The 23,482-nt window shown below is 70.1% G+C and carries 19 protein-coding genes; 13 read left to right on the top strand and 6 right to left on the bottom strand.

The window, feature by feature from the left end; all coding sequences use genetic code 11:
- Both ACTOQ3_RS17485 and ACTOQ3_RS17480 read left to right on the top strand, forming a co-directional pair.
- Positions 1 to 789, top strand: a 789-nt coding sequence (locus tag ACTOQ3_RS17485; RefSeq protein WP_440084435.1) for an RNA-guided endonuclease InsQ/TnpB family protein, incomplete at its 5' end; no start/stop codon positions are given.
- Positions 790 to 840: 51 nt separating this feature from the next.
- On the top strand, positions 841 to 1,704 hold the full coding sequence (locus ACTOQ3_RS17480; protein ID WP_440084434.1) for an alpha/beta hydrolase: 864 nt from the start codon (positions 841 to 843) through the stop codon (positions 1,702 to 1,704).
- Between the two features lie 56 nt (positions 1,705 to 1,760).
- Here the strand turns inward: ACTOQ3_RS17480 and ACTOQ3_RS17475 are convergent, their stop codons facing one another.
- Positions 1,761 to 2,495 carry a PaaI family thioesterase gene (locus tag ACTOQ3_RS17475; RefSeq protein ID WP_440084433.1) on the bottom strand — a complete coding sequence of 245 codons (735 nt, stop codon included), beginning with the start codon at positions 2,493 to 2,495 and terminating at the stop codon, positions 1,761 to 1,763.
- 387 nt (positions 2,496 to 2,882) lie between these two features.
- Positions 2,883 to 4,244: a type I glutamate--ammonia ligase gene (gene glnA / locus ACTOQ3_RS17470; RefSeq protein WP_440084432.1), complete on the bottom strand. Its 1,362-nt coding sequence runs from the start codon at positions 4,242 to 4,244 to the stop codon at positions 2,883 to 2,885.
- A gap of 193 nt (positions 4,245 to 4,437) precedes the next feature.
- On the opposite strand from glnA, the gene ACTOQ3_RS17465 reads away from it, so the two are divergent.
- From ACTOQ3_RS17465 to ACTOQ3_RS17425, 9 genes are all read left to right on the top strand, one after another.
- Positions 4,438 to 5,382 carry a hypothetical protein gene (locus ACTOQ3_RS17465; protein ID WP_440084431.1) on the top strand — a complete coding sequence of 315 codons (945 nt, stop codon included), beginning with the start codon at positions 4,438 to 4,440 and terminating at the stop codon, positions 5,380 to 5,382.
- Between the two features lie 34 nt (positions 5,383 to 5,416).
- Complete coding sequence (locus tag ACTOQ3_RS17460; protein WP_440065317.1) at positions 5,417 to 5,962, top strand: EF-hand domain-containing protein; 546 nt, start codon at positions 5,417 to 5,419, stop codon at positions 5,960 to 5,962.
- Between the two features lie 167 nt (positions 5,963 to 6,129).
- On the top strand, positions 6,130 to 7,077 hold the full coding sequence (locus ACTOQ3_RS17455; protein WP_440084430.1) for a terpene synthase family protein: 948 nt from the start codon (positions 6,130 to 6,132) through the stop codon (positions 7,075 to 7,077).
- A 206-nt stretch (positions 7,078 to 7,283) separates the two neighbouring features.
- Complete coding sequence (locus ACTOQ3_RS17450) at positions 7,284 to 9,218, top strand: sensor histidine kinase (RefSeq protein ID WP_440084429.1); 1,935 nt, start codon at positions 7,284 to 7,286, stop codon at positions 9,216 to 9,218.
- Between the two features lie 85 nt (positions 9,219 to 9,303).
- Positions 9,304 to 10,788: a BTAD domain-containing putative transcriptional regulator gene (locus tag ACTOQ3_RS17445; protein ID WP_440084428.1), complete on the top strand. Its 1,485-nt coding sequence runs from the start codon at positions 9,304 to 9,306 to the stop codon at positions 10,786 to 10,788.
- 2 nt (positions 10,789 to 10,790) lie between these two features.
- Positions 10,791 to 12,947, top strand: a complete 2,157-nt coding sequence (locus ACTOQ3_RS17440; RefSeq protein ID WP_440084427.1) for a sensor histidine kinase — start codon at positions 10,791 to 10,793, stop codon at positions 12,945 to 12,947.
- Between the two features lie 221 nt (positions 12,948 to 13,168).
- The gene (locus ACTOQ3_RS17435) at positions 13,169 to 13,492 is read left to right on the top strand and encodes a hypothetical protein (RefSeq protein ID WP_440084426.1); all 324 of its coding nucleotides are present in this window, start codon (positions 13,169 to 13,171) and stop codon (positions 13,490 to 13,492) included.
- A 225-nt stretch (positions 13,493 to 13,717) separates the two neighbouring features.
- Positions 13,718 to 15,502 carry an NAD+ synthase gene (locus tag ACTOQ3_RS17430; RefSeq protein WP_440084425.1) on the top strand — a complete coding sequence of 595 codons (1,785 nt, stop codon included), beginning with the start codon at positions 13,718 to 13,720 and terminating at the stop codon, positions 15,500 to 15,502.
- A gap of 63 nt (positions 15,503 to 15,565) precedes the next feature.
- Positions 15,566 to 16,063 (top strand): hypothetical protein, encoded by a 498-nt coding sequence (locus ACTOQ3_RS17425; RefSeq protein ID WP_440084424.1) that lies wholly within the window; start codon positions 15,566 to 15,568, stop codon positions 16,061 to 16,063.
- Between the two features lie 274 nt (positions 16,064 to 16,337).
- On the opposite strand, the gene ACTOQ3_RS17420 is transcribed toward ACTOQ3_RS17425, so the two are convergent.
- Positions 16,338 to 17,651, bottom strand: coding sequence for a hypothetical protein (locus tag ACTOQ3_RS17420; protein WP_440084423.1), 1,314 nt, complete (start codon positions 17,649 to 17,651; stop codon positions 16,338 to 16,340).
- 715 nt (positions 17,652 to 18,366) lie between these two features.
- Between ACTOQ3_RS17420 and ACTOQ3_RS17415 the strand changes: the two genes are divergently transcribed.
- Positions 18,367 to 19,206 (top strand): helix-turn-helix domain-containing protein, encoded by an 840-nt coding sequence (locus ACTOQ3_RS17415; RefSeq protein WP_440084422.1) that lies wholly within the window; start codon positions 18,367 to 18,369, stop codon positions 19,204 to 19,206.
- On the top strand, positions 19,191 to 19,436 hold the full coding sequence (locus tag ACTOQ3_RS17410) for a DUF397 domain-containing protein (RefSeq protein WP_440084421.1): 246 nt from the start codon (positions 19,191 to 19,193) through the stop codon (positions 19,434 to 19,436). Before ACTOQ3_RS17415 ends, ACTOQ3_RS17410 begins: the two co-directional genes overlap by 16 nt.
- Before the next feature lie 127 nt (positions 19,437 to 19,563).
- Here ACTOQ3_RS17410 and ACTOQ3_RS17405 read toward each other — a convergent pair whose 3' ends face one another.
- The 3 genes from ACTOQ3_RS17405 to ACTOQ3_RS17395 all read right to left on the bottom strand — a co-directional run bounded on the left by ACTOQ3_RS17405 (position 19,564) and on the right by ACTOQ3_RS17395 (position 23,201).
- The gene (locus ACTOQ3_RS17405) at positions 19,564 to 20,190 is read right to left on the bottom strand and encodes a TetR/AcrR family transcriptional regulator (RefSeq protein WP_440084420.1); all 627 of its coding nucleotides are present in this window, start codon (positions 20,188 to 20,190) and stop codon (positions 19,564 to 19,566) included.
- Between the two features lie 7 nt (positions 20,191 to 20,197).
- On the bottom strand, positions 20,198 to 21,763 hold the full coding sequence (locus ACTOQ3_RS17400; protein ID WP_440084419.1) for an MFS transporter: 1,566 nt from the start codon (positions 21,761 to 21,763) through the stop codon (positions 20,198 to 20,200).
- Positions 21,764 to 21,998: 235 nt separating this feature from the next.
- Complete coding sequence (locus tag ACTOQ3_RS17395) at positions 21,999 to 23,201, bottom strand: MFS transporter (protein ID WP_440084418.1); 1,203 nt, start codon at positions 23,199 to 23,201, stop codon at positions 21,999 to 22,001.
- Positions 23,202 to 23,482: the final 281 nt, after the last annotated feature.

The following is a 23,482-nucleotide window of genomic DNA, read 5'->3' as shown; positions in this document are numbered from 1 at the left end:
ACCGCGACGTTCGTCCGCCTCCAGGGCATCGGGCACGTTCGTGTCCACCAGCACCGCCCCGTGCGCGGCACGGTGAAAACGGTCAGCGTCAAGCGGGAAGGCCACCGCTGGTACGTGATCTTGTCGTGCGAGGACGTACCCGCCGAACCGCTTCCCGCGACCGGCGCGGTCGTCGGCATCGACCTGGGGGTGGCGTCGTTGGTCACCACCTCCGACGGAGACCACCTGGACAACCCGCGCCACCTGGCGGCGTCCGCAGACCGCCTCGCCGTCGCGCAGCGGGACCTCGCCCGCACCAAGCGCGGCTCGAAGCGGCGCCGCAAGGCTGTGGCCCGGATCGCCGCCCTGCACGGCAAGGTCCGCCGCCAACGCCTCGACGGCGCGCACAAGGCGGCTCTGCACCTGGTTCGTGACTACGACGTCATCGCCCACGAAGACCTGCGGATCGCCAACATGACCCGCTCGGCGTCCGGCACCGTGGAGACACCCGGCCGGAACGTCACGCAAAAGTCCGGCCTGAACCGCAGCCTCCTGGACGCGGGTTGGGGGGTGTTCCTGCGAATCCTCGCGGACAAGGCTGAAAGCGCCGGTCGAGAGCTGATCGCAGTGAACCCCCGAAACACCTCCCGCACGTGCGCCGCCTGCGGCCACGTCGCGAAGGAGAACCGCCTCACCCAAGCCGGGTTCCACTGTCAGCGGTGCGCTCATACGGCGCACGCCGACGTGAATGCGGCGATCAACATCTTGAGGGCAGGGCTTGCCCTTCGCGACGTCGCGCAAGCGGCTTAACGAGAAGCCGCTCCCTTCAGGGAGCGGAGGAGTCACGTCCAAGGAGAACCGATGAACCCCGTCCTCAGTGATGTCGAGGTCCCCGGCGGCGCGCTGCGTGTCGCCCGCTTCGGCACCGGGCCCCGCGTGATCGTGGCGGTGCACGGCATCACCGCCTCGCTGATGGCCTGGGCCGGCGTCACCCGCCGGCTCCCCGCCGAGTGGTCGCTGGTCGCGATGGACCTGCGGGGCCGCGGCCACAGCGCCGGGCTCCCCGGCCCGTACGGCCTGGCCGCGCACGCCGAGGACGTGAACCTCGTCGCCCGCTCCGTGGGCGCCGAGTCCGGCATCGTGCTCACCGGTCACTCGATGGGCGCCTACGTCGCGGCCCTCGCCGCCGCGGGACACGACTACGCCAGGGTGGTGCTGATCGACGGCGGGCTCCCGCTGCCGCCGCCCCCCGGCGCCGACCCCGACGCGGTCCTGGAGGCCACGCTCGGCCCGGCCCTCGCCCGGCTGGACCAGACCTTCCCGAGCGTCGGCGCGTACCTGGACTTCTTCAAGGCCCACCCCGCCTTCGCCGAGGCGTGGACGGAGGAGGCGGAGGAGTACGTCCGCTACGACGCGTCGGGGCCCGAGGGGGCGGTGCGCTCACGGGTGCGGCGGGAACCGGTCCGCGAGGACGGCCGGTGGATGCTCACCGAGGGCGAGACGGTCGGCGCGGCGCTGCGCGCGATCACCTCGCCCCTGTCGCTGCTGCGCGCCCCGCGGGGGTTGCTGAACCAGCCGGTCGGCATGCTGCCCGACGAGCTGGCCGCCGTGTGGGCCAGGCGGCTGCCCGCGCTGGAGGACGAGGTCGTCGACGACTGCAACCACTACACGATCCTCTTCGACGACCGCTGCGCCTCGCTGATCGCCGAGCACCTCTCCCGCTGAGCCCTCCGGCGGCTCCCACCGAGCTTCCGGCGGGAGCCGGCCGGACCGGGCGCGGGTCAGCCGGCCTGGGCGGGAGTGATCCAGGTGGCCTTGGCCGAGGCGACCAGGGTGCCGTCGGTCTCGTAGACGGCGCTCTCGCCGAAGAGCTTGCGGCCCTCGCGGCCGGTGGCTCGGGCGACGACGGAGTAGGTGCCGCCGGGGTAGATCCGGCGGTGGATCCGCGCGGTCAGGCGGCCCAGCAGGGCGAACTCACCGGGCCCGAAGTGCGCCCAGCCGGTGGGGCAGTCGAGGGCGGCCCACAGGATCGCGTCGGGGACGGTGCCGTCCGCGTCGGTGATGGTCATCGGGACCCGCCAGCCGGCGGCGACCAGGTCGGTGCCGGGCACCGGGCCGGGGAAGATCCGCAGGCCGTCGCCGGGATCGCGCAGGCCGCACGCGAAGCAGCCGGGGAAGGCGTGCCCGACGAGACCGGCGAAGCCGCCCTCGGCCTTCGCGGCCTCGTTGAAGGGCACGAAGGCCGGGACGTCGAACTCCTCGGCGACCGTGATGGCCTCGACGAGGAGCTTCTCACCGTGGGTGAGGGTCGCGGTGTTGGCGAGGTGGCCCAGGGACAGCTCGGTGTCCAGCGGGGTGGGTGCGTGCAGCGTGACCTCGACGGCCGAGTCGTGCCGGGCGCCGTGCAACGCCTCCGAGACCGTACCCGCGATCCAGCCGCCGTTCGCGGAGCCCTCGGGACCACGGAAACGCGCCGGAACGGTCAGCACGGTCTGCAGCTCGGACGTCGTCGTCATGCCGCACCTCCTGTCGCCTTTATGGCGATCAATCCTCAGAAATCACGTTAATCGGACCGACCGATTTTACCGGACTGCTTGTACATACAGCCAACTCGGGCTCGATGACGACCTCATTAGCTGCGGGTAACGCCGGTATGACGTTCGGCGGGCGGTCCCGGAGTACCTCGCCGGGGCGATTCCTCGCCGCGGGGCCCGGGTCACCGCCCCCGCCCTCCGGAGAGGGCGGGATCTTGTCATTCCGCCGAGGGTTTCTCCCTCTGCCGCCGCAGGACTTCCTCTCCTACGGAGCCTCCTGCCACCGGAATCGACAGGGGGCGGGGTCGGACGGCTCGTCGCCGTCCGACCCCGCCCCCTTTACGGTGTAAGAATCAATCTGACCCGGGATTACAGGACCGGCAGGTAGCGCCCCAGCTCGAACTCCGTCACCTGGCGGCGGTAGTCGTTCCACTCGGCGCGCTTGTTGCGCAGGAAGTAGTCGAAGACGTGCTCGCCGAGGGTCTCGGCGACGAGCTCGCTGCGCTCCATGACCGCGATGGCCTCGTCCAGCGACTGGGGCAGCGGCTGGATGCCCAGCGCCCTGCGCTCGGCCGAGGTCAGCGCCCACACGTCGTCCTCGGCGCCGGGGGGCATCTCGTACCCCTCCTCGATGCCCTTCAAACCGGCCGCGAGGATCACGGCGAAGGCGAGGTACGGGTTGCAGGCGGAGTCGAGCGAGCGGAACTCGATGCGGGTCGAGCCGCCCTTGTGCGGCTTGTACATCGGCACCCGGACCAGGGCGGAGCGGTTGTTGTGGCCCCAGGAGACGTAGCTCGGGGCCTCGCCGCCCGCTCCGGCGATCGCCTCGGCGCCGCCCCACAGCCGCTTGTAGGAGTTGACCCACTGGTTGCAGACCGCGGTGATCTCGGCGGCGTGCGTGAGCAGGCCGCCGATGAAGGACCGCCCGATCTTGGAGAGCTGGTAGTCGGCGCCGGGCTCGTAGAAGGCGTTGCGGTCGCCCTCGAAGAGCGACATGTGGGTGTGCATGCCGGAGCCGGGGTGCTCGGTGAAGGGCTTGGGCATGAAGCTCGCCCAGATGCCCTGCTCCAGCGCGACCTCCTTCATGACCAGGCGGAAGGTCATGATGTTGTCGGCGGTGGTGAGCGCGTCGGCGTAGCGCAGGTCGATCTCCTGCTGGCCGGGGCCGCCCTCGTGGTGGCTGTACTCGACGGAGATGCCCATCGACTCCAGCATCATGATCGCGTTGCGCCGGAAGTCGTGTCCCGAGCTGTGCGGCGTGTGGTCGAAGTAGCCGCCGCCGTCGATCGGCTCGGGCCGCTCGCCGCCCTCCGGCCGGCTCTTCAGCAGGAAGAACTCGATCTCCGGGTGGGTGTAGAAGCTGAAGCCCATATCCGAGGCCTTCGCCAGGGTGCGCTTGAGCACCCAGCGCGGGTCGGCGTGCGAGGGCGAGCCGTCCGGCATGAGGATGTCGCAGAACATGCGGGCCGCGCCCGGCGTCTCGCTGCGCCAGGGAAGGATCTGGAAGGTCGACGGGTCGGGCTTGGCGAGCATGTCCGACTCGTAGACCCGGGCGAAGCCCTCGATGGCCGAGCCGTCGAAGCCGATGCCCTCGGCGAAGGCCCCTTCGAGTTCGGCCGGGGCGATGGCCACCGACTTCAGGAACCCGAGCACGTCGGTGAACCACAGCCGGATGAACCGGATGTCGCGCTCCTCAAGGGTACGGAGAACGAACTCCTGCTGGCGGTCCAAGGCTTCTCCTTCATTGCCGACGTGCTGCAACACGCCTAGTGGTCTCCCAGTTTGCCCTCTCAGTGTTTCGCACACGTTACGAGGAAGAACGGTGAGATGTGGCATCCGGCCCGTCGCGCCTCCGCGTGGCGGCCTCCCTCTCCTCCTACAGTGTGCGACCGGAGCCGCTGGAAGTTCGATCCGGGGGGAAACGATGACGCGTACCGAAGTTCACGGACCACCGCACGCGATCTCACCACCGGCCAGGCTCACCGAACGCCTCGCGGCACTGGTGATGCCCTGCCCCGTCCATCCGTCGATACACCTGGTCGAGGCCGCGGCGGCCGACTGGGCGCGCGCGGCCGGGCTGGACCCCGACCCCGCCGCCTCCCGGCTGGCCGGGCGGGCGTTCGCCCGTTGCGAAACCGGCGCGGTCACGCCGCTGGCCCGCTGGCTGACCTGGATGTCGCGCCTGCGCCAGGCCCCCGAGGCCCTCACCCCGGTCCTCGCCGTGGCCGCGGGCGGCGAGCCGGGGCCGGCGCCGCTGGAGCGGGCCTTCTCCGGCCTCTGGGCGGCGTGCGCGCCGAGGATGAGCGGCGCGTGGCGCGAGCGGTTCACGGCCGGGCTGGCCGCCCAGCGCGAGGCGATCCTCCCGCGCGAGCCAGCCGCGGCCCTCTCCCCCGGGACACCCGCGAAGCCGCGCTCCTCCGGGGCACCCGCGGAGCCCTGCTCCTCGGGGACACCCGCGGAGCCGGGCGGGGACGCCTTCGGCCGCTACCTGTTCGACCTGGTGGAACCGTGCCTGGGGGTGGAGGTGCCGGCCCCGGTGTGGCGGAGCCCGCAGTGGCGGGCGCTCGTCGAGGCGAGCGGCAACGTGGCCGCCCGGTGCGAGGAGGCGGTGGCCGGACGCGGCCATGCGGGCACCGTTTTTTTGGAACGCTCCAATCGGGAGGCGGAAGAGTGGATCATCGACAGTGTCGCCACCCGCATGGAGGAGCTGTGGACGGCCGCCCGCGCGATCCCCGCGCTCACGGAGCGGCACGACCTGGGCTTCGCCGCCTCCCGTGAGGTGACGCGGGTGGCATGCGCTTTCTTGACCATCCCTCGGGCTTACCTGGAGTGGCTCCTGGAAACACCTCGCTATCGTCACTTAGGGTAACGGTTCGATTTCGACAAGTAATGCTGGAGTAACGATGAGCACCATGCTCCTCAATCACAAGCTCGACCGTGCCTTCGGGCACATGGACGTCGACGGCAGCGGATCGATCGAGCGCGAGGACCTTCTCGGCCTCGGTGCCCGGATCCTCGTCGGCTTCGGCGAGTCGCCGACCTCCCCGGCCGGTCACAGGCTCGCCCAGGGCTTCGAGGGGATCTGGCGGACCCTGGCCGCGGAGATCGACACCGACGGCGACGGCGCCATCTCGTCCGAGGAGTTCCGCGCGGGCATGACCTCCGCGTTCATCGAGGGCGACCACTTCGACGCGGTGTTCGCGCCCGCCGCCGAGGCGGTGGCCGGCCTGTGCGACACCGACGGCGACGGGGCCGTGGGGCCGGACGAGTTCTGGACCATGATGGCCGCGTTCGGCACCGCGCGCGAGGACGTGCGGGCCACCTTCGAGCGGCTCGACGGCGACGGCGACGGCGTCGTGTCCGTGGGCGAGCTGGTCGAGGCGACCCGGCAGTTCTACACGAGCGCCGATCCGGAAGTGGCCGGCAACTGGCTGTTCGGTCCGCTGTAGTGGCGCTCACCCCGACGTTCGGCGATCCCCTCACCCGTTCCCGACCCCACCCACAGCCCTTGTCGCACTCCATGTCACTTTCCCTGTCCCCTTCCTCCTCTTCGTCCCCCTCGTCCGCCGCGCCCTCCGGAACACCGGGCCACCCGGGGCCGCCGCGGCCCTCGGGAGTGGCCGCGGCGCTGCTGCTGCCCCTCACCGAGCTCGTGCCGGTGATGTCGGCACCGTGCCCGATGCACCCCTCGGTCGACCTGATCGGCACCGAGCTGGCCGCCTGGGCCCGCGAGGCCGGGCTCGAACCTCCCTCCGGCGCCGGATTCGAGCGGATGGCCGGCCGCGCCTTCTGCGGATTCGGCGTGGAGTCGGCGCTGCTGTTCGCCAAATGGCTGACCTGGCTGTTCCACTTCGACGACGAGTGGGACGAGAAGCCCGCCGGGCGCGCGGCCGAGATCGTCGGAGCCACCTTCGCGCGGCTCGACCTCGTCGCACGCGCGCCCGCGCACGCCTCCTCGCCCGTCGAGCTTGCCTTCGGCGACCTCTGGAAGGCCACCACCGGGCGGATGAGCACCCGCTGGCGGCACCGGTTCCTGGCGGGGCTGGCGGCGCAGGGCGAGGCCTGCCGTACCGAGGCCGAGAACCGCTGCGCGGGCCGCGTGCCCTCCCCCGCCGAGTACCCGCGGCTGCGGCGGGGCACCGCCGGCCCCTACCTGTTCGACCTGGTGGAGCCCTGCCTGGGGGTGGAGGTACCCGCGGGACTGCGCGAGAGCACGACCTGGCGGACGCTGGTGGACGCCTGCAACGACGTCACCGCCTGGTGCAACGACGTCGCCTCGCACCACAAGGAACGGGCCAACGGCGACGTGCACAACTACGTGACGGTCGCCGCGACCGCGTTCGGCCTCTCCGACACCGGAGCCGTCGCCTGGGTGAACGACCGGATCGCCGCCCGAGCCGAGGACCTGCGGACCTCCGCACGGCGGCTGCCGGCGCTGTTCGACCGTTTCGGGTTCTCGACCGGCCAGGCCAGGGACGTCAGCAAGGTCGCGTGCGCCTTCCTCACGGCGCCGAGGGCCCAGCTGGAATGGCTCCTGGAGTCCAGCCGGTACGACGTGCCGTGACCCGGTGACCGGCCGCCCCCACCCGCGCGTACGTGCCCGGGCGGGGGCGGGGACCGGCGGGCGAACCGGATCCGAGGCGCCGTACGAGATCCGACCCGCGTTGATCGCTCGTTGATTAAATTGCGGTCTGCGCCGGTTAAGGTCCCTTTAAGCACGAATGAAGGGCCTAAACCATCATGCGCGGGCTGTACCGGGGAATCCCGAGGGTGACGCCCGTCCAGAGGCGGATCACGGCGGTGCTCGCCGCCGCCGCGTCCGTGGCGATGGAGTGCGTCAACATCTGGGTCACGGCGCAGCTCCCGCAGCCTTCCTACACACCGCTGCCGTTCGCGCCCGAGGACGTGGCCGGCGCCGTGTTCCCCATCCTCGGTGCGCTCCTGGTGTTCCAGCGGCCCCGGCTGGTCATCGGCTGGCTGCTCTGCCTGGGCGGGCTGTGCTCCGCGCTGAACAGCCTCACGGTGAACCTCGCGCTCCTGGACACCACGCGAGAGTGGATGGTCCTGCCGAAGGCGATCTGGGCGATCGCCGGGGTGAGCTGGAAGCTGACCATCCTCTTCCTGGTCGTGCTGCTGCCGCTGCTCTATCCGGACGGGAAACTGCCCTCCCCGCGCTGGCGGGCCCTGGTCTGGGGCTCCGTCGCCGTCCTGGCGGCCGACGTGCTCGTCACGGACCTGATGCCCCTCCTCGGACAGCGGCCCGTGGGTTCCTCCCCCCACCTCCTGCGGTTCTCGCTGGACATGCTCACCAACGCGATGATGATCCTGGCCTTCGCCTCGCTGGCCGCCCGGTTCCGGCGGGCCGGTCACGAGGAGCGCGGGCAGATCCTCTGGACGCTGGTCGCGCTCGCCACCGTGATCGTCCCCTGGGTGGTCGGCAACCCGGTGTGGTGGCTGGCGTCGTTCACGATCCCGCTGGTCCCGGTCGCGATCACCTTCTCGGTGCTGCGGCACCGCCTCTACGGAATCGACACGCTCATCACCAGGACGCTGGTCGGCGCGGGCCTGGTCGGCGTGATCGGCGGGGTGTACGTGGCGGTGGGCGCCGCCTCCAGCCTGTTCCTGTCGGACGTGGACCGGATCGGCGGCCTGGTCGCCGCGCTCTGCGCGGGGGCGTTCTTCCACCCGATGCGGCGGCTGCTCCAGCGCGGCGCCGACCGCCTCCTGTACGGCGGCAGGGGCGACCCGGTGGCGCTCGCCGCCGAGCTCGGGCGCAGGCTCCAGCGCACCGATCCCGCGGGGGGACTGGCCGCGGCCCTGGACGTGCTGCGCGACGGCCTGGCGGTCACCGGCACGGGCGTGCGCTTCCAGGGCGGCTGGCCCGAGGAGTCGACGGTGGGGACGCTGGAGGAGGTGGCGCGCGACATCCTGCTGGTCTGGCACGGCGAGCCCGTCGGCCGCCTGCTCATCGGCCCGCCGGGCGCCCGGCGCCTGCCGGCCGCGCACAACGAGCGGGTCATCACCGCGCTCACGCCGTACGTGGCCGACGCCGCCCACGCGGTCCGGCTGGTCGGCGCGCTGCGGCGCTCCCGGGAGCGGATCGTCACCACCCGCGAGGAGGAGCGCCGTCGTCTCCGCCGCGACCTGCACGACGGTCTCGGCCAGTCGCTCAGCGGGATGGCGATGTCCATCAACGCGGCCAGGCTCTCCCTGCGCGCCTCCCCCGAGACGGCCGAGCGCATGCTCGGCGAGCTGCGTTCCGGCATGGACAGCGTCACCGACGACATCAGGCACCTGGTGTACGGCCTGCGGCCGCCGGCGCTGGACGACCTCGGCCTGGCCGGGGCCGTGGCGGAGATGGCGGGCCCCGACGTCGCCGTGGAGGTCAGGGGCGAGCTGCCGGGCCTGCCCGCCGCGACCGAGGTCGCGGCGTACCGGATCGCGCAGGAGGCGCTGACGAACGCGCGCAAGCACGCCGGGGCCGCGACGGTGCGGGTGTCGCTGGAGCGGGGCGAGAACGGCCTGAGCGTCCGGGTGCGCGACGACGGGATCGGCGTCCCCGCCGGGCGTCGCTCAGGGGTCGGGCTGGCGTCGATGCGCGAGCGCGCCGCCGAACTGGGCGGGACATGCGTGATCACGACGCCTCCCGAGGGGGGCACCGTGGTCGAGGCGATACTCCCGGTGAACTTGAATGTGAAGATCTGACCACCGATGATTTCTTACGGCTCGCGAACGATGGTGAGTATTGCCCTATGACGTTGGTTCAGGTAGCCCTACCCTTGCGCCTGCAATGCTGACATTTCGTGCTCTTGGCCCGTTCCAGGCCCTTCATGGTGAGACATCACTCGACCTCGGTGGCCAGCGCCAGATGGCGGTGCTGGCCCGGCTCCTCGTGGCCGGTGGCCGCGCCGTCCCGGTGGCCATGCTCATCGACGAGCTGTGGCCCGGTGAGCCTCCCGCCCAGGCCCTGTCGACCATCCAGGGATACGTGTCGCGGCTGCGGCGCGCCCTGGAACCCGGCCGCGCGCCACGGGAGGAGGCCGAGGTCCTGGTCTCCGCCCCGCCGGGGTACGCGCTGCGCGCCTCGCCCGGCCAGGTGGACACCTGGAGTTTCGAGAGCGCGGTCAAGACGAGCGGCGAGCCCGCCGAGGTGTGGGAGCGCCTGGAGGCGGCCCTCGCCCTCTGGCGCGGCCCGGCCCTGGCCGAGTTCTCCGACCTGCCGTGGGCGGTGAGCGAGGCGGGCAGGCTGGAGGAGCTGCGGCTGATCGCGGTCGAGCGCCGGGCCGACGCGGGGCTGCTGCTGGGACACTCCGGCGCCCTGGTCGCCGACCTGGAGGCGCACGCCTCGGCGCATCCGCTGCGGGAGGAGGCCTGGCGGCTGCTCGCGCTGGCCCTGTACCGCAACGGCAGGCAGGGGGACGCGCTGGGCGCGCTCCGGCGCGCCAGGATGATGCTCCGCGACGAGCTCGGCCTCGACCTGGGCGCCACCCTGCAACGTCTGGAGTCCGACATGCTGGCCCAGGCCGTCCATCTCCATCCGCCCGCGGAGCCGGTACGGGCCGCGGAACCGGCGGCGGCGGCGCGCGTGACGCCCGCCGAGAAGCGGGCGCTGCCGGGGCTGCGGGTCGTGGTGGTGGACGACCAGGCGCTGGTCCGCACCGGCCTGCGCGTGGTGCTGGACAGCGAACCCGGTTTCGAGCTGGTCGGGGAGGCCGAGAACGGCGAGCAGGCGATCACGGTGGTCAGGGAGACCTCCCCCGACCTGGTGCTGATGGACATCCAGATGCCCAGGCTGGACGGGCTGACCGCCGCGCGCAGGATCCTGGCCGACGCGGCGCCGCCGAAGGTCGTGATGATGACCACGTTCGGCACGGACGACAACCTCTACGCGGCGCTGCGGGCCGGGGTGAGCGGGTTCGTCCTCAAGACGTCGGCGCCCGAGCAGCTCATCACCGCGATGCGGGCCGCGCAGGCCGGTGACGCGCTGATCGACCCCGCCGTCACCACCCGCCTGATCGCGGCCTTCGCCGGGCGCACCGACCCGTCGGCGCCACCCGGCCTCGCCGGTCTCGGCGACACGGAACTCGACCTGATGAAGCTGGTCGCCCGGGGGCTGACCAACCGGCAGATCGCGGCGACCCTGGCGGTCCCCGAGCGGTCGGTCTCGCAGTCGGTGGTCAAGCTGCTCGACCATCTCGGGCTGTTCGACCGGGCCCAGCTCGTCGTCACCGCGTACGAGTCCGGGCTGGTCAACCCCGGCGACGTGGGCAGATAGCCGTGTCCCTGCGGCACCGCGACCGCGGCCGGGTGCTCGACGGCACCGGTGGCGTGCCCAGGCGGGTCGTCGACGCGGTCACCGTGGCCGGCACCGTGACCGAGGACGCCCCCGCCTGGCCCGCCACCTCGCTCGCACGCGGGCTGCTGCGCTCCCCGCTGCGGCTCGCCGCCCTCTCCACGGCGCTCCTGTCGGTCGGACTCACCGTGATCGGCCTCGTGCTGCGTCTCGACCTGCCGCCCGGGTGGCAACCACAGGAGCCGGCCACGCCCGACCTGGCGGCGGGACTGACGTTCCCCGTGGTGGGGGCCTTCCTGCTGGCGCACCGCTCGCGTCCGGCCACCGCGTGGCTGATGTGCGCGGGTGGCCTGATGTGCGCGGTCAACTCCTTCTCCGAGGCGGCGATGTTCACCTTCGCCGCGGCGGGCGACATGGAGTCCGCCGGGTACCTCCGCCTGAGCATGATCACGGGAAAGGCGGCCGGCGGGTTCCTGCTGGCGATCCTGTTCCCGCTGTACTCCCCCGACGGCCGGCTGCCCTCGCGGCGGTGGTGGCCGCTGGCGGCGGCCGGCGTGGTCGTGTTCTCGGTGGACATGCTGCTGAACCTCACCCGCCCGGACCCCGACCCGGCGCTCTACCCCTGGCCGCGGGTCATCCCCAACCCGCTCGCGGTGGACTTCCTCGCCCCCCACAACATGGCGGCGCGCGGGGTCACCGCCGTCCTGATCTCGGTCCTCGCGGTCCTGGCGCTGGTCTCCCTGGTGCTGCGCTTCCGGCGGGCGGGCCCCGAGCTGCGCCGCCAGATCGCCTGGCCGGTCTTCGCCTTCGCCGTCTACGTCGCCTTCCTGCTCGCCGGTCCGGCCTGGTGGCTGGCCGGGACGATCTGGACCGGGCTGATCCCGGGGGCCATCGTCTTCTCGGTGCTGCGCTACCAGCTCTACGGCATCGACACGGTGGTGAGCCGCGCCTTCGTCGCCGCCGGGCTGATCGCCGCGGTCAGCGCCATGTACGCGGTCGGCGCGGTCGCCGGGCTCGCACTGTCGGGATACGACCGGATCGGCGGCCTGGTGGCGGCCCTGCTCGCCGGGGTCGTCTTCCAGCCGCTCCGGCACCGGCTCAGGAGCCTGGTCGACCGGCTCATGTACGGCACGCACGGCGACCCGCAGGCGCTCGCCGAGCGCCTGGCCAGAGAGGTCCGCGAGACCGAGCCGGCCAACGCGCTCGCCGCCGTCGCCGCCGTGGTCAAGGACGGGCTGAGCGTCACCGGCGTCGCCGTCGAGGTCTACGAGCCCGGTGCCAGGCAGGTCCAGGTCGGCCTGCTGGGCCCGGCGCCGCGCCGGGTACCGCTGGTCTGGCACGGCGAGCCGGTCGGGCGGCTGCTCCTCGGCTCCCCCGGCCCCCGCAGGTTCGCCGCCGCGCACAACGGCCGGCTGGTCGCGGCGGCCGTCCCGTACGTCGCCGACGTGGCGCACGCCGTGCGGATGACCGCCGACCTGCAGCGCTCCCGGGAGCGCATCCTCACCGCCCGCGAGGAGGAACGCCGCCGCCTGCGCAGGGACCTGCACGACGGGCTCGGCCACGCGCTGACCGACATGGCCATGTCGATCAACATGGCCAGGATCAGCCTGCGCACCGCCCCCGCCTCGGCGGACAGGCTCCTGCTCGACCTGCGCGGCGGCATGGACGCGGTCAGCGAGGAGATCAGGGAACTGGTGTACGGCCTGCGCCCGCCCACCCTCGACGAGCTCGGCCTGGCGGGGGCCGTACGTGCCCTGGCGCAGGAGGGCACGCCGCGGGTCGCGGTGGAGACCGAGGGCGACCTGTCGGATCTGCCCGCGGCGGCCGAGGTGGCCGCGTACCGCATCGCGCAGGAGGGGCTGACCAACGTCCGCAAGCACGCGGGGGCCGGCTCCGCGGTGATCTCGTTGCGGCGCGGGGAGTCGCTGGTGGTACGCGTCCAGGACGACGGGCGCGGGCTGCCCTCGGGACCGCGCTCGGGGGTCGGGCTGCTCTCCATGCGTGAGCGGGCCGCCGAGCTGGGCGGTACCTGCGTGATCGAGGCGGCCCCGGGCGGCGGGACGGTCGTGGAGGCCGTGCTGCCGATCCCGGCCGCACCGATCACGGCGGGCCGCCACACCCGGATCTCGCCGAGCCTTTAGGGTCCACCCGTCGACGAATGCTCATGTCCAGCGAGAAACCATACTTTCTCGAAAATTGCCAAAATAAACAAAAATAGGCAAAATCAAATCCTTCTTAACTTACCCTGAAAATAAGAAAGTGGGCAGTTCGGTCCTTTAGTCCGAACGGCTTGCCTTATATCTTTCCCCCTAATCACGGCCGTCGAGCGAGCTCTGCTCGCGGCTCGATCAAAGGAGAAGGCATGTACGGCAAGCGACAGCTGACGGTGCTCGGGGCGGCGCTCCTCGCCGCACTCACCCTCGGACCCACCTCGTTCTCACAGGCCTCGGCCACGCCGGATCCCGAGCCGGGCGTGACGGCGAACACCCCGCAGAAAGGGACCATGACTGATCCGGCCCCATCGGCGGAAAACCCGAGGGACTACTGGCGGGGATATCGGGACGGCTACCGGGCCGCCGCACGGGACTGCCGCAGGGCCACGTCACGCAGCTACATCGGGCGGCCCAGCGACTACGACAGAGGGTGGCTGGACGGCTACGACGCCGGATACGCCCGCTTCTGCTGAACGGCGGAACCAGGACCCCGGGCACACCGAAGCACGGTGGGCCTCCGCGAGTCCGGCGCCGGGTACCGGGAAAGGACCGGGAAGTGGGCCGAGGTCCCCGGAGGAGGCCTGACCGGGGAACCCGGCGACGGCAGGGGTCACCTCTTGGCGTCCGCGCGTCCATCGGCGGCCGGGGCGAGATCACCTGCACGGCGGGCTCCGGGCACGCCCCAATAGGATGGCCACGTGGCTCAACTCCGCATCGCCCTGGCCCAGAGCAATCCCGCCGTCGGTGACCTGGCCGCCAACACGGACAGGCTCGTCGAGTGGACCCGCCGAGCCGCCGACCGCGGCGCGCACCTGGTCGTCTTCACCGAGATGTTCCTGACCGGGTACCCCGTCGAGGACCTCGTGCTGCGCACCTCGTTCGTGGAGGCGTCGATCGCCGCGATCGAGGAGGCCGCGCGAAGGCTGGACGAGGCGGGGCTCGGCGAGATCCCCGTGGTCGTCGGCTACGTGGACCGCGCGAAGCTCGCCCCGCGCGTCGGCCAGCCCAAGGGCGCCCCGCTCGACGCGGCCGCTCTGCTGCACCGGGGCCGGGTGGTCGTCAAGACCGCCAAGCACCACCTGCCGAACTACGGCGTCTTCGACGAGTACCGCTACTTCGTCCGCGGCGACCGCCTGCCGATCTTCCGGTTGCACGGCGTCGACGTGGCGATCGCGGTCTGCGAGGACCTCTGGCAGGAGGGCGGCCCCGTCGCGGTGGTGGCCGAGGCCGGAGCCGGGCTGCTCGTGGTGCCGAACGCCTCCCCGTACGAGAAGGAGAAGGACGACGTACGCCTGGCCCTGGTGGCCAGGCGCGCCCGCGAGGCCGGATGCGCCCTCGCCTACGTCAACCAGGTCGGCGGCCAGGACGAGCTGGTCTTCGACGGGGACTCGGTGGTCGTCTCCGCCTCCGGCGAGCTGGTCGCGCGCGCGGCGCGCTTCTCCGAGGAGCTGCTGATCACCGACCTGGAACTGCCCGAGGCCAGGTACGGAGGGCTCGGCACCTTCCAGGTGGACGCCGGCGACGGCACCGTGATCACGGTGGAGCGGCTGGAGCTGTCGGCCCACCCCGTCGAGCCGTACGAGCCGCAGGCCCCCACGATCGCCGAGCACCTCGACGACACCGCCGAGGTCTACTCGGCACTGGTCCTCGCGGTCCGCGACTACGTCGCCAAGAACGGCTTCCAGTCGGTCGTCCTCGGCCTGTCCGGCGGCATCGACTCGGCGCTGACCGCCACGATCGCCTCCGACGCCATCGGCCCCGACCGGGTGCACGTGGTGCTCATGCCCTCCCGCTACTCCTCGGACCACTCGGTGAGCGACGCCCAGGAGCTGGTCGACCGGCAGGGGATCAACGCCAGGACCGTGCCGATCGCCGACATCGTCAGCGGCTTCGAGAAGGAGATCGAGCTCTCCGGCCTGGCCGCGGAGAACCTCCAGGCCCGGGTGCGCGGCATGATCCTGATGGGCCTGTCCAACGAGCACGGCCATCTCGTCCTCACCACCGGCAACAAGAGCGAGCTGGCCACCGGCTACTCCACCCTCTACGGCGACTCGGCGGGCGGCTTCGCCCCCATCAAGGACGTGCTCAAGACCCTGGTCTGGGAGCTGGCGCGCTGGCGCAACGCCCAGGCGGGCCGGTCGGGCGAGTTCCTGCACGGGTTCGCGGTGCCGCCGATCCCGGAGAGCTCGATCGAGAAGGAGCCCAGCGCGGAGCTCCGCCCCGACCAGCGCGACACCGACTCCCTGCCCGAGTACGACATCCTGGACAGGCTGCTGGACGACTACGTCGAGAAGGACATGGGCTCAGCCGAGCTCGTCGCCGCCGGACACGACCCGGCCCTGGTCACCCGGGTGATCCGCCTGGTCGACCTGGCCGAGTACAAGCGCCGCCAGTATCCTCCGGGCCCGAAGATCACCCCCAAGAACTTCGGCCGCGACCGCCGCCTCCCCATCACCAACCGCTGGCGCGAGACCACCACCTGACCCCCGGACCGTTTCCGGACGCCGGGCTCCCCCGCCGGGGAAACGATCAGTACAGTCGACAGGGTGCGTCATGTCGCGGGATGTGCCCTGATACTGCTTCTGGCCGTCGGTTGCAGCACCGGCGGCCCCAGCCTCGACGAGGCCGCCCAGGTGCTCGCCCAGGACGTGAGTAAACTCGCACCCTTCCATCCGACGGCGAACAAAAAAATCGTCGACAATACCGGAAAAGGGAACGATAATTTCTCAAACTGCTCGAATAATGATACCGCTATTCGCTCATATCAAATCAGTGGCAACTTCGGTGAAGGTGTCCAGGCCACCCCTGCCGAGCGAGCCGACCTGCTTGGGCGGCCCTTACGCGACAAGTTACAACAGATCGGTTACGAAATAGATCGAAACGCTAGCTGGTCACAGCCTGGCCGAAGTGTTTCGATATTGAGAAAGACAGATCCAGGAATTACCCTTATCATTCTCCTGCAAGCTTCCGATCCCAATGTGGAGATCATCGGGAAAACCGACTGTTTAGCAGCCCCCAGCCCATTAGAGCGGGGCATTCGGTAGGCGGGCTTGTTCCCGGAGCTGCGACGCGACCTCTCGTAGATTGCGTGCGGCACTCCGACATTGATCTGCAAGACGATCGAGCTCTGATCGCTTTCGAACGAGGTCATTGTCAAAACGCTGAGCGGCGGATCCTGTCCAGATCGGACCATCACCGACCGTACCGGTCTTGATGCGGTCCAGGAGCACTTCGAGATTCTTTACGTAAGCATCGAACCTATCAGCCAGCGTTTCCTTTGCTTCAACCTTTCGCATCAGTTCGGCCGGTTCCACTCTCCTACCCTCCACGAGCCTTGAGGGCGGCCTTCAGGACCGGAGTCAACTGACCGGAGAATACCGCTCTAAGTTGGTCAAGGTCAGAACCACTGATAGCAGGATTGCCATGGAATTGGCGAGAAACATTAAAAGCGGACACCTGGGCATCAACAAGGGCGTCGAAAAAGCCCGAGGCGTCCCCCGCCCTGTCACCATCCAAGAAGTCTTCGATGAAGTCTTTCAATGGATTTTTCTGGGCTATGTCGGTCACCTTGCCAAACAACAGCTCATTCGCTGTGCCGCCAATAAGTTCGCCACTTGCCCCTGCGGTCAGGACATCCAGCGGAAGGACCAGAAGCTCTGTGATTATCTTATCGGTTTCGTCTGCCGAAAGATCGGCCTCATGCAAACCGCTGAACAGTATCGACGCCAGGGCCCCCGATGCGAGCGCTTTCTCATAGAAGCGACCACGCTGTTCCTGCCGATCACTCTCCGTTGAGGCATCACCGAAGGGATGCTCCTTACCCAGATCCAGACCCAACAGAAACCTGCCATAACCGCTCTTAAGCAGAGGTAACGTTTCAGGGCTCTGCAGCAGACCTCCAAAGAACATCGCAATTCTTTCAGGAGAGATTCCTTTCCACTCTTCGCTCGCAGAGACGTCCACGACATCGTTTTTCTGGTTCCAGACATCGATGAGTTCGGGAAAATACCGCGATATGTGTGTGGCGAGCACCCGGCCGACCGGAGATGGGGTGGACAGCGCGGGCCAGAAGTTCTTCCTGCTGTAGAGATCGATGATGTTAAGCCAGACGTCACGACGGAGGGTGACGTCCCCCGCGCCCGGAGCCAAAGCCCCGTCCAGAGCAGTGGCCAGTAGTTGCTCGAAGTCCGTGCCGTCGAGGCCGTTCATTACCTCGGACCGCAACAGCAATGCCGCGTTCTCGGCCGAGGCCAGAAATCGCTGGGTCGCCCCCGCATCCCCGCTCAACGCCTTGACCAGCCAATAGACGTTCCAGTCTTTCCCGTCCACCCGCGAGCCGCCGTATTGGAGCAACTTGGCTCCGGCCGCCAAGACGAATTCCCGCGACTGGCGAGCCAGGCCGAGGAGAGCGGCCATGTCCGCGATGGGCAGATCCCCCAACGCGCGGTCGCGCAGATCCCTGGGAAGGGTGCCCGCCGCGTCCGTTGAGGCGAACGCCTCGGCCAGCGGGCCCAGGTCCTTCTTCGCCTTCGCCAGGTTGGCGGGACTGTAGCCGCGCGCGTCGTTCTGGTTTCTCGCGCTCACCGCGGCGAAGATGCCCGCGAAAGTGCCTGCGCCCAGTGTGGTCAGCAACCCCGCCGAGTAGGCGGCGTCGACGGTCCTGCCCTTCCCCAAGCGCCTCCTGGACCTTCTTCCAGTTCTGGACGCTGGGGTCCTTCTGGTACGCCTGCCATGCCGTCAGGGTTCGTTTTCCGGCGAGGGTCCCGGCGGTCCGGGCCTCCACCGCGTCGCCGAACGCGAACTCCGCCGCCCTGAGGCCTCCTTGTGAAGTGGCGCCCTCGACGCGCTCGATCGTCTGGGTCCGCCAGGTCAGATCTCGCCGCGTCTCGTCAAGGAAGCGCCCGACACCATCGAGCACCTCGGCGCCCGGCCCGGCGGGCCAGTCGGTGCCGGCCTCGGCGATGGAGGCCGACAGCGAGGGCCTCAGCTTCTGAACGCGCTGCACGGCGTCGTCCATGGAGGTGATGAGCCGCCGCGCCCCTGCCGGATCAATGCCGACAAACTCCGCCATTCGACCCGGCCTCCTCGGGGCACAGACGCCAGAACAACAAAGCCTCAACAGATTATCGCGGATTCTCAACAAATGAAGATGTTGATAAGAAAAGACTGGCGGCCACCGGGGAAATATGCATCCAGCGAGACCCCTGGCTGCGGACCCAAAGTACTTTTCACCGCGTTTCGGATACGCGCTTCCTGTTGCGGCAGCGGGCCATTACTTTTCGTAGTGATCTGATGACGAAGCACGCGCCGGCCCCTCAGTGGCCCCGGCGCGAGAAAGGAGCCCGCGATGCCCGCCCCGTGGGAACCGGACGGTGAGGCCAGCCCGCTCGCCTTCTTCGCCTCCGAGCTTCGCCGCCTGCGCGATCAGGCCGGATTGTCACAGGACCAGCTGGCCCAGCAGATCGCCTATTCGACCGGCCTGGTCAGCATGGTCGAGAGGGCCAAGCGCAACCCGTCACTCGATTTCACCGAGCGGTGCGACCGGGCGCTCAACGCCGACGGCGCACTCAACCGGATCTGGCCGATGCTGACCTACGGCGTTCTCCCGTCACGCTTCCGGCCCTGGGTGGACATCGAACGGCAGGCTCACACCCTGCGGGGCTGGCATCCGTTATTGGTCCCCGGCCTTCTCCAGACCCCCGACTACGCCCGTACGATCCTGGAGGCCTACCCCGGAGCGACCGACGAGCGGGTGCAGGAGCTCCTGACCGCCCGCCTGGAGCGCCAGAAACTACTGGCGCGCGACAACCCTCCGCCGCTGTGGACCGTGCTCGACGAGGGAATCCTGCACCGGGGTGTCGGGGGTCCGGACATCATGCGCGACCAGCTCGCCGCGCTTCTGGCCGCGTCCGAGCACAGGAACATCTCCATCCAGGTCGTCCCCAGAGGCGCCTACGTGACCGGCGGTGCGATCGCGGGTCTGGAAGGGGGATTCTTCATTGCGAGCGTCGAGGGCAGCCTGGATAGTGTATTCGTGGAGTCCGCCGCCGTAGGGCACGTCACGGACCATCCACGCGACGTGGCGGCGATCTGCAGGCGGTACGAAGCGGTCCGCTCGGCGGCCCTGCCCGCGCGGGCGAGCGCCGACCTCATAGCGAAGGTGATGACGGAATGGCAGCAGACCTGACCGGCGCGACCTGGCGCAAATCTTCCCTGAGCGGCTCCAGCGGCGGCGAGTGCGTCGAGGTGGCGGTCGTCGACGCTCCTCGCACCGGATACAAGGCGGACCTCGGCACGCTGCACGTGCTGCGCGACTCCAAGAACCCCGGCGGGCCGAAGCTCTTCTTCACCCGGGCCGAATGGGACGTCTTCATCGCGGGCGTGAAGCTCGGCGAGTTCGACCACCTCGGCGACTGACACCCGCTTTCGGTCGCGAAGCGCTCAAGACACCGAAACCCCGGCGGTTAACCGCCGGGGTTTTTCGTCACGACATCCACGACGCCACCCGTACGAGAGGTCCCCCGGACAGCCGTACGGGGAAGCCTCAGGGGCCGAGGCCCGCCAGGAGGTGGTCGACGATCCGTTCGGCCAGGTCGGAGGACGCGGCGTAGTCGTCGACGCCCTCGGTGCGGATGTACCACACGACGGTGCCGACCAGGTTCGCCATCGCGAGGGGGACGTCGAGGCCGGCCCGCAGTTCGCCGGTGGCGACGCCGCGCCGCAGCAGGGCGGTGATCGCCGCCCTGCGCGGCTCGATGGTCGCCTGGCGGATGCGCTCCACCAGACGGGGGTGCCGCTCGGCCTCGTTCATCGCGATGTTCATCACGCAGCGGTTGCGCGCGTCGCACGCGTCGCGCAGGAACACCCGCGCGTAGACGACGAGATCCTCGCGGACCGAGACGCCCGCGACCGGGGGCAGCGGCGTCTTGAGCGTGGACAGCGCGTCGACGAGCAGATCCTCCTTGTTCGACCAGCGCCGGTAGATCGTGGTCTTGCCGACCCCCGCGCGAGCCGCGATCGCCTCGATCGACAGCTCGGAGAGACCCACGCTCTCCGCGACCAGGTCGAGGGTCGCGTCGATGATGGCCTTCTCCGCCCTGGCACTGCGGGGACGGCCCGCGGGACGGGGCATCTGGGCCCCTGCCGCCTGAATCTCGTCGGTGGTCGTCATAGCGCTCCTACACTACCGCCGGTTCCTTACCTGGGCTGATCTCCTCGGGGACGGCAGCGGCCCCGGAGGACTTGCCGGGCAGCCACCTGAACACCACCAGGGCTCCGAGCAGCGCGATGACCGCGGAGACGAGGGCGGTGATGTGCATGCCCTCGACGAAGGCGAGCTTGGCCGGTTCGATCAGCGCCGCGCCCCGGGCGCCGAGGCCCTGGGCCACGCCCAGCGTGCCGGTCAGCGACTCGCCCGCCAGGTGCCTGAGCTGGTCGGGCAGGCCCGTCAAGGCCGGGGCGATCTGGTCGCGGTAGGTGGCCGAGAGCAGCGAGCCGAGAAGCGCGACGCCGAGCGCTCCGGCCACCTGGCGGACCGTGTTGCTCATGGCCGAGCCGACGCCGGCCTTCTCCCTGGGAAGCGCCTCCATGATCGCGGTGGTCGCCGGGGGCATGATGTTGGCCATCGCCGCGCCCTGGACGAAGAACACGATCTCCAGCAGGACGACCGGGGTGTGCTGGTCCATCAGCGCGTAGGAGGCCAGCGCGGCGGCCACGACGACCATGCTGACGGTGGCGCTCAGCTTGCCCCCGAAGCGCACGGCCATCTGCTGGCTCAGCGGCGCGAAGATCAGCTGTGCGGCGGCGAAGGGGATCATCAGGGCGCCGGCCTGCAGCGCGCTGAATCCCAGCACGATCTGCAGGTAGAAGACCAGGAAGAACATCGCGCCCATCATCGCGAAGAACACGATGCCGATCATGCCGACCGCGGTGGCGAAGCGCGGGTCGCGGAAGTAGCTGACGTCGAAGGCCGGGTGGTCGATACGGCGCTCGTACCAGACGAAGGCGGCGAGCACGACGATGCCGAGGATGGTCGGTACGAGCACCTCGGCGCTGGCGATCGTGGCCAGTTCCCCGCCCCGGATGATGCCGTAGGTGACGGCGACGAGGCCGATGATGGAGAGGACCACGCCGACCGGGTCGAGCCTGGAGGGCTTGGGATCACGCGACTCGGGCACGACCAGGCTGATGAGCACCATGCTGACCAGCACGATCGGCAGGTTGACCAGGAAGACCGAGCCCCACCAGAAGTGCTCGATGAGCAGGCCGCCGGTGATCGGGCCGATCGCCACGGCCAGGCCCACCCCGCCGGCCCAGACGCCGATCGCCTTGCCGCGCTCCTGCGGGGGAAAGACGTTGGAGATGATCGCCAGCGTGGCCGGCATGATCGCGGCACCGCCGATGCCCATGAACGCGCGGGCGACGATCAGCTGCATGGGGTCCTGGGCGTAGGCGCTGGCCAGCGAGGCCAGGCCGAAGAGCACCATGCCGACCATGAGCATGCGCTTGCGCCCGGTGCGATCGCCGATCACCCCGAAGGTGAACAGCAGGCCCGCGAACACGAGCGTGTAGGAGTTGATCGCCCATTCCAGCTGGCTCTGGGTGGCACCCAGGCCCTCCACGGGGTCGGCGATCGTCTTGAGTGCGACGTTGAGGATGGTGTTGTCGAGCACGACCGCCAGGAGGCTGAAGACCAGCACTCCCAGGATCTGCCACCGCCGCGGGTGACCGAGCTGTTGTTCCACGAAGGCCCCGTATTCGATACGCTTAAGTTTCGAAACACCACCGTAGCGTTGATCATTACGATACGCAACCGTATCGTTTCATATTTGTCGTGAAATATCCCGATCTCAGGGTGCGCCCCCCGAGGTGACGCACCGGGACGGGCGGCGGCCGGGATCGGCGACAGCCCCGACCGGGTACGGCTGGAGCGGTGCCGCCCCCGCGCCGGCGACAGCCCGGAATCGGGTACGGCCGAGGTCAGGCGGCCACCGGGACAGGTTCGTCGGCCACGGCCGCGGTGCGCCGCCAGAACGGCAGGGCGACCAGCACCATCAGCACACCGACCAGCCCGGCGGCGGCGAAGGCCCAGCCGGGACCGGGACCGTCGATGATCACGCCCGCGATGGGCGCCGCGGAGCCGGCGCCGATCAGCAACGCCGTGCCGTGCAGGCCCATCGCCTCGCCACGGGCCCCGGCGGGCACCCAGCGGGTCACGGTCTCGATCGTGGAGGACAGCGCGGGGGCGCACAGCACCCCGGCCGGCAGCAGGGCCAGGACCAGCCAGTGCCAGTCACCGCCGACCAGCCCGACCGGGATGGTGAGCACACCCATGGCGCCGATCAGGATCAGCGGCGACACCCCTCGGGGCAGCATGCCGTACACGAAGCCGCCCATCAGCGAGTAGGCGCACCACAGGCCGATCGCCAGCCCGATCCAGGCGGTGTCGCCGCCCTGCTTCATCGTCGCCACCAGGGACAGCTCGGTGGCGGCCAGCACGAAGGTCGCCGCGACGACCGTACCGAGGAGCCCGAGCATGCCCGGGGTGAGCCACTGGCGCCGCGAGACCTTCCCCGCCACCTCCTGGAGTTCCTCCTCCGAGCGGACGGGCGGGTTCAGCGCGATCAGCGCCACCCCCGAGGCGACCAGACCGGCCGCGACGAGGCCCATGGTGGGCACGCTGCCGAGGATGGTCACCCCCGCGACCGCCAGGGCGGGACCGGCCATGTAGGAGAGTTCCACGATCATGGAGTCGAGGGAGAAGCCCATCCTGCGCCGGTCGACCGGGACCAGCGCCGTGAGGCACTGCCTGATCACGCTGAACACCGGAAGGCTGAGCAGGCCCGCGGGCACCGAGGCCGCGAGCAGCAGGGGGAACGGCATCGCCCACGCGGTGGACCAGAAGGCGAGCTGGGCGAGCGTGGTCACCACCAGCACCGGACGCAGGCCGTGGCTGTCGACGAACCTTCCGGCCAGCGGCGAGCCGACCGCCATCCCCACCGTGCTCGCCATGGTCACCAGACCGGCCGCGGCGAAGCCGAGCCCGAGCCCGCTGGAGTCGACGACGTGCATCGTCAGCGTGATGGCGACCGCGGTCGAGGGGATGCGGGCGACCAGTCCCACCAGCAGCAACGACCGCACGCCCGGGATCGCCAGCAGGCGGCGGTAAGGTTCGAAAGCCATTGTGATTACTTACCTCCGCGAGCATTGTGCCGTACGCCCCTGACACTTCCGCCACTGGATTACCGCGCCGAGGCGCCGCGCACCGCCCGCCGGACACCCCCGACGCACCGCGCACCGCCCGCCACCGCCCTGAACGCGCGCCCGCCGCGCCCGCCCGCGCGGCACCGGCGTGTTCGCCACGGAGTATCGTCCGGACGCGCGCGTCCTCACCCTCCGTTACGGCACCAAAAGGATGAACGTGTCACATACCACCCACACCTGCCCATTGGATTACCACGTCG

This window comes from Streptosporangium sp. LJ11 (genome assembly GCF_051918945.1).
In the GTDB taxonomy this organism is placed as follows: domain Bacteria; phylum Actinomycetota; class Actinomycetes; order Streptosporangiales; family Streptosporangiaceae; genus Streptosporangium.
The sequence above is the reverse complement of the archived record's forward strand: the minus strand, read 5'-3'. Positions and strand labels throughout refer to the sequence as shown.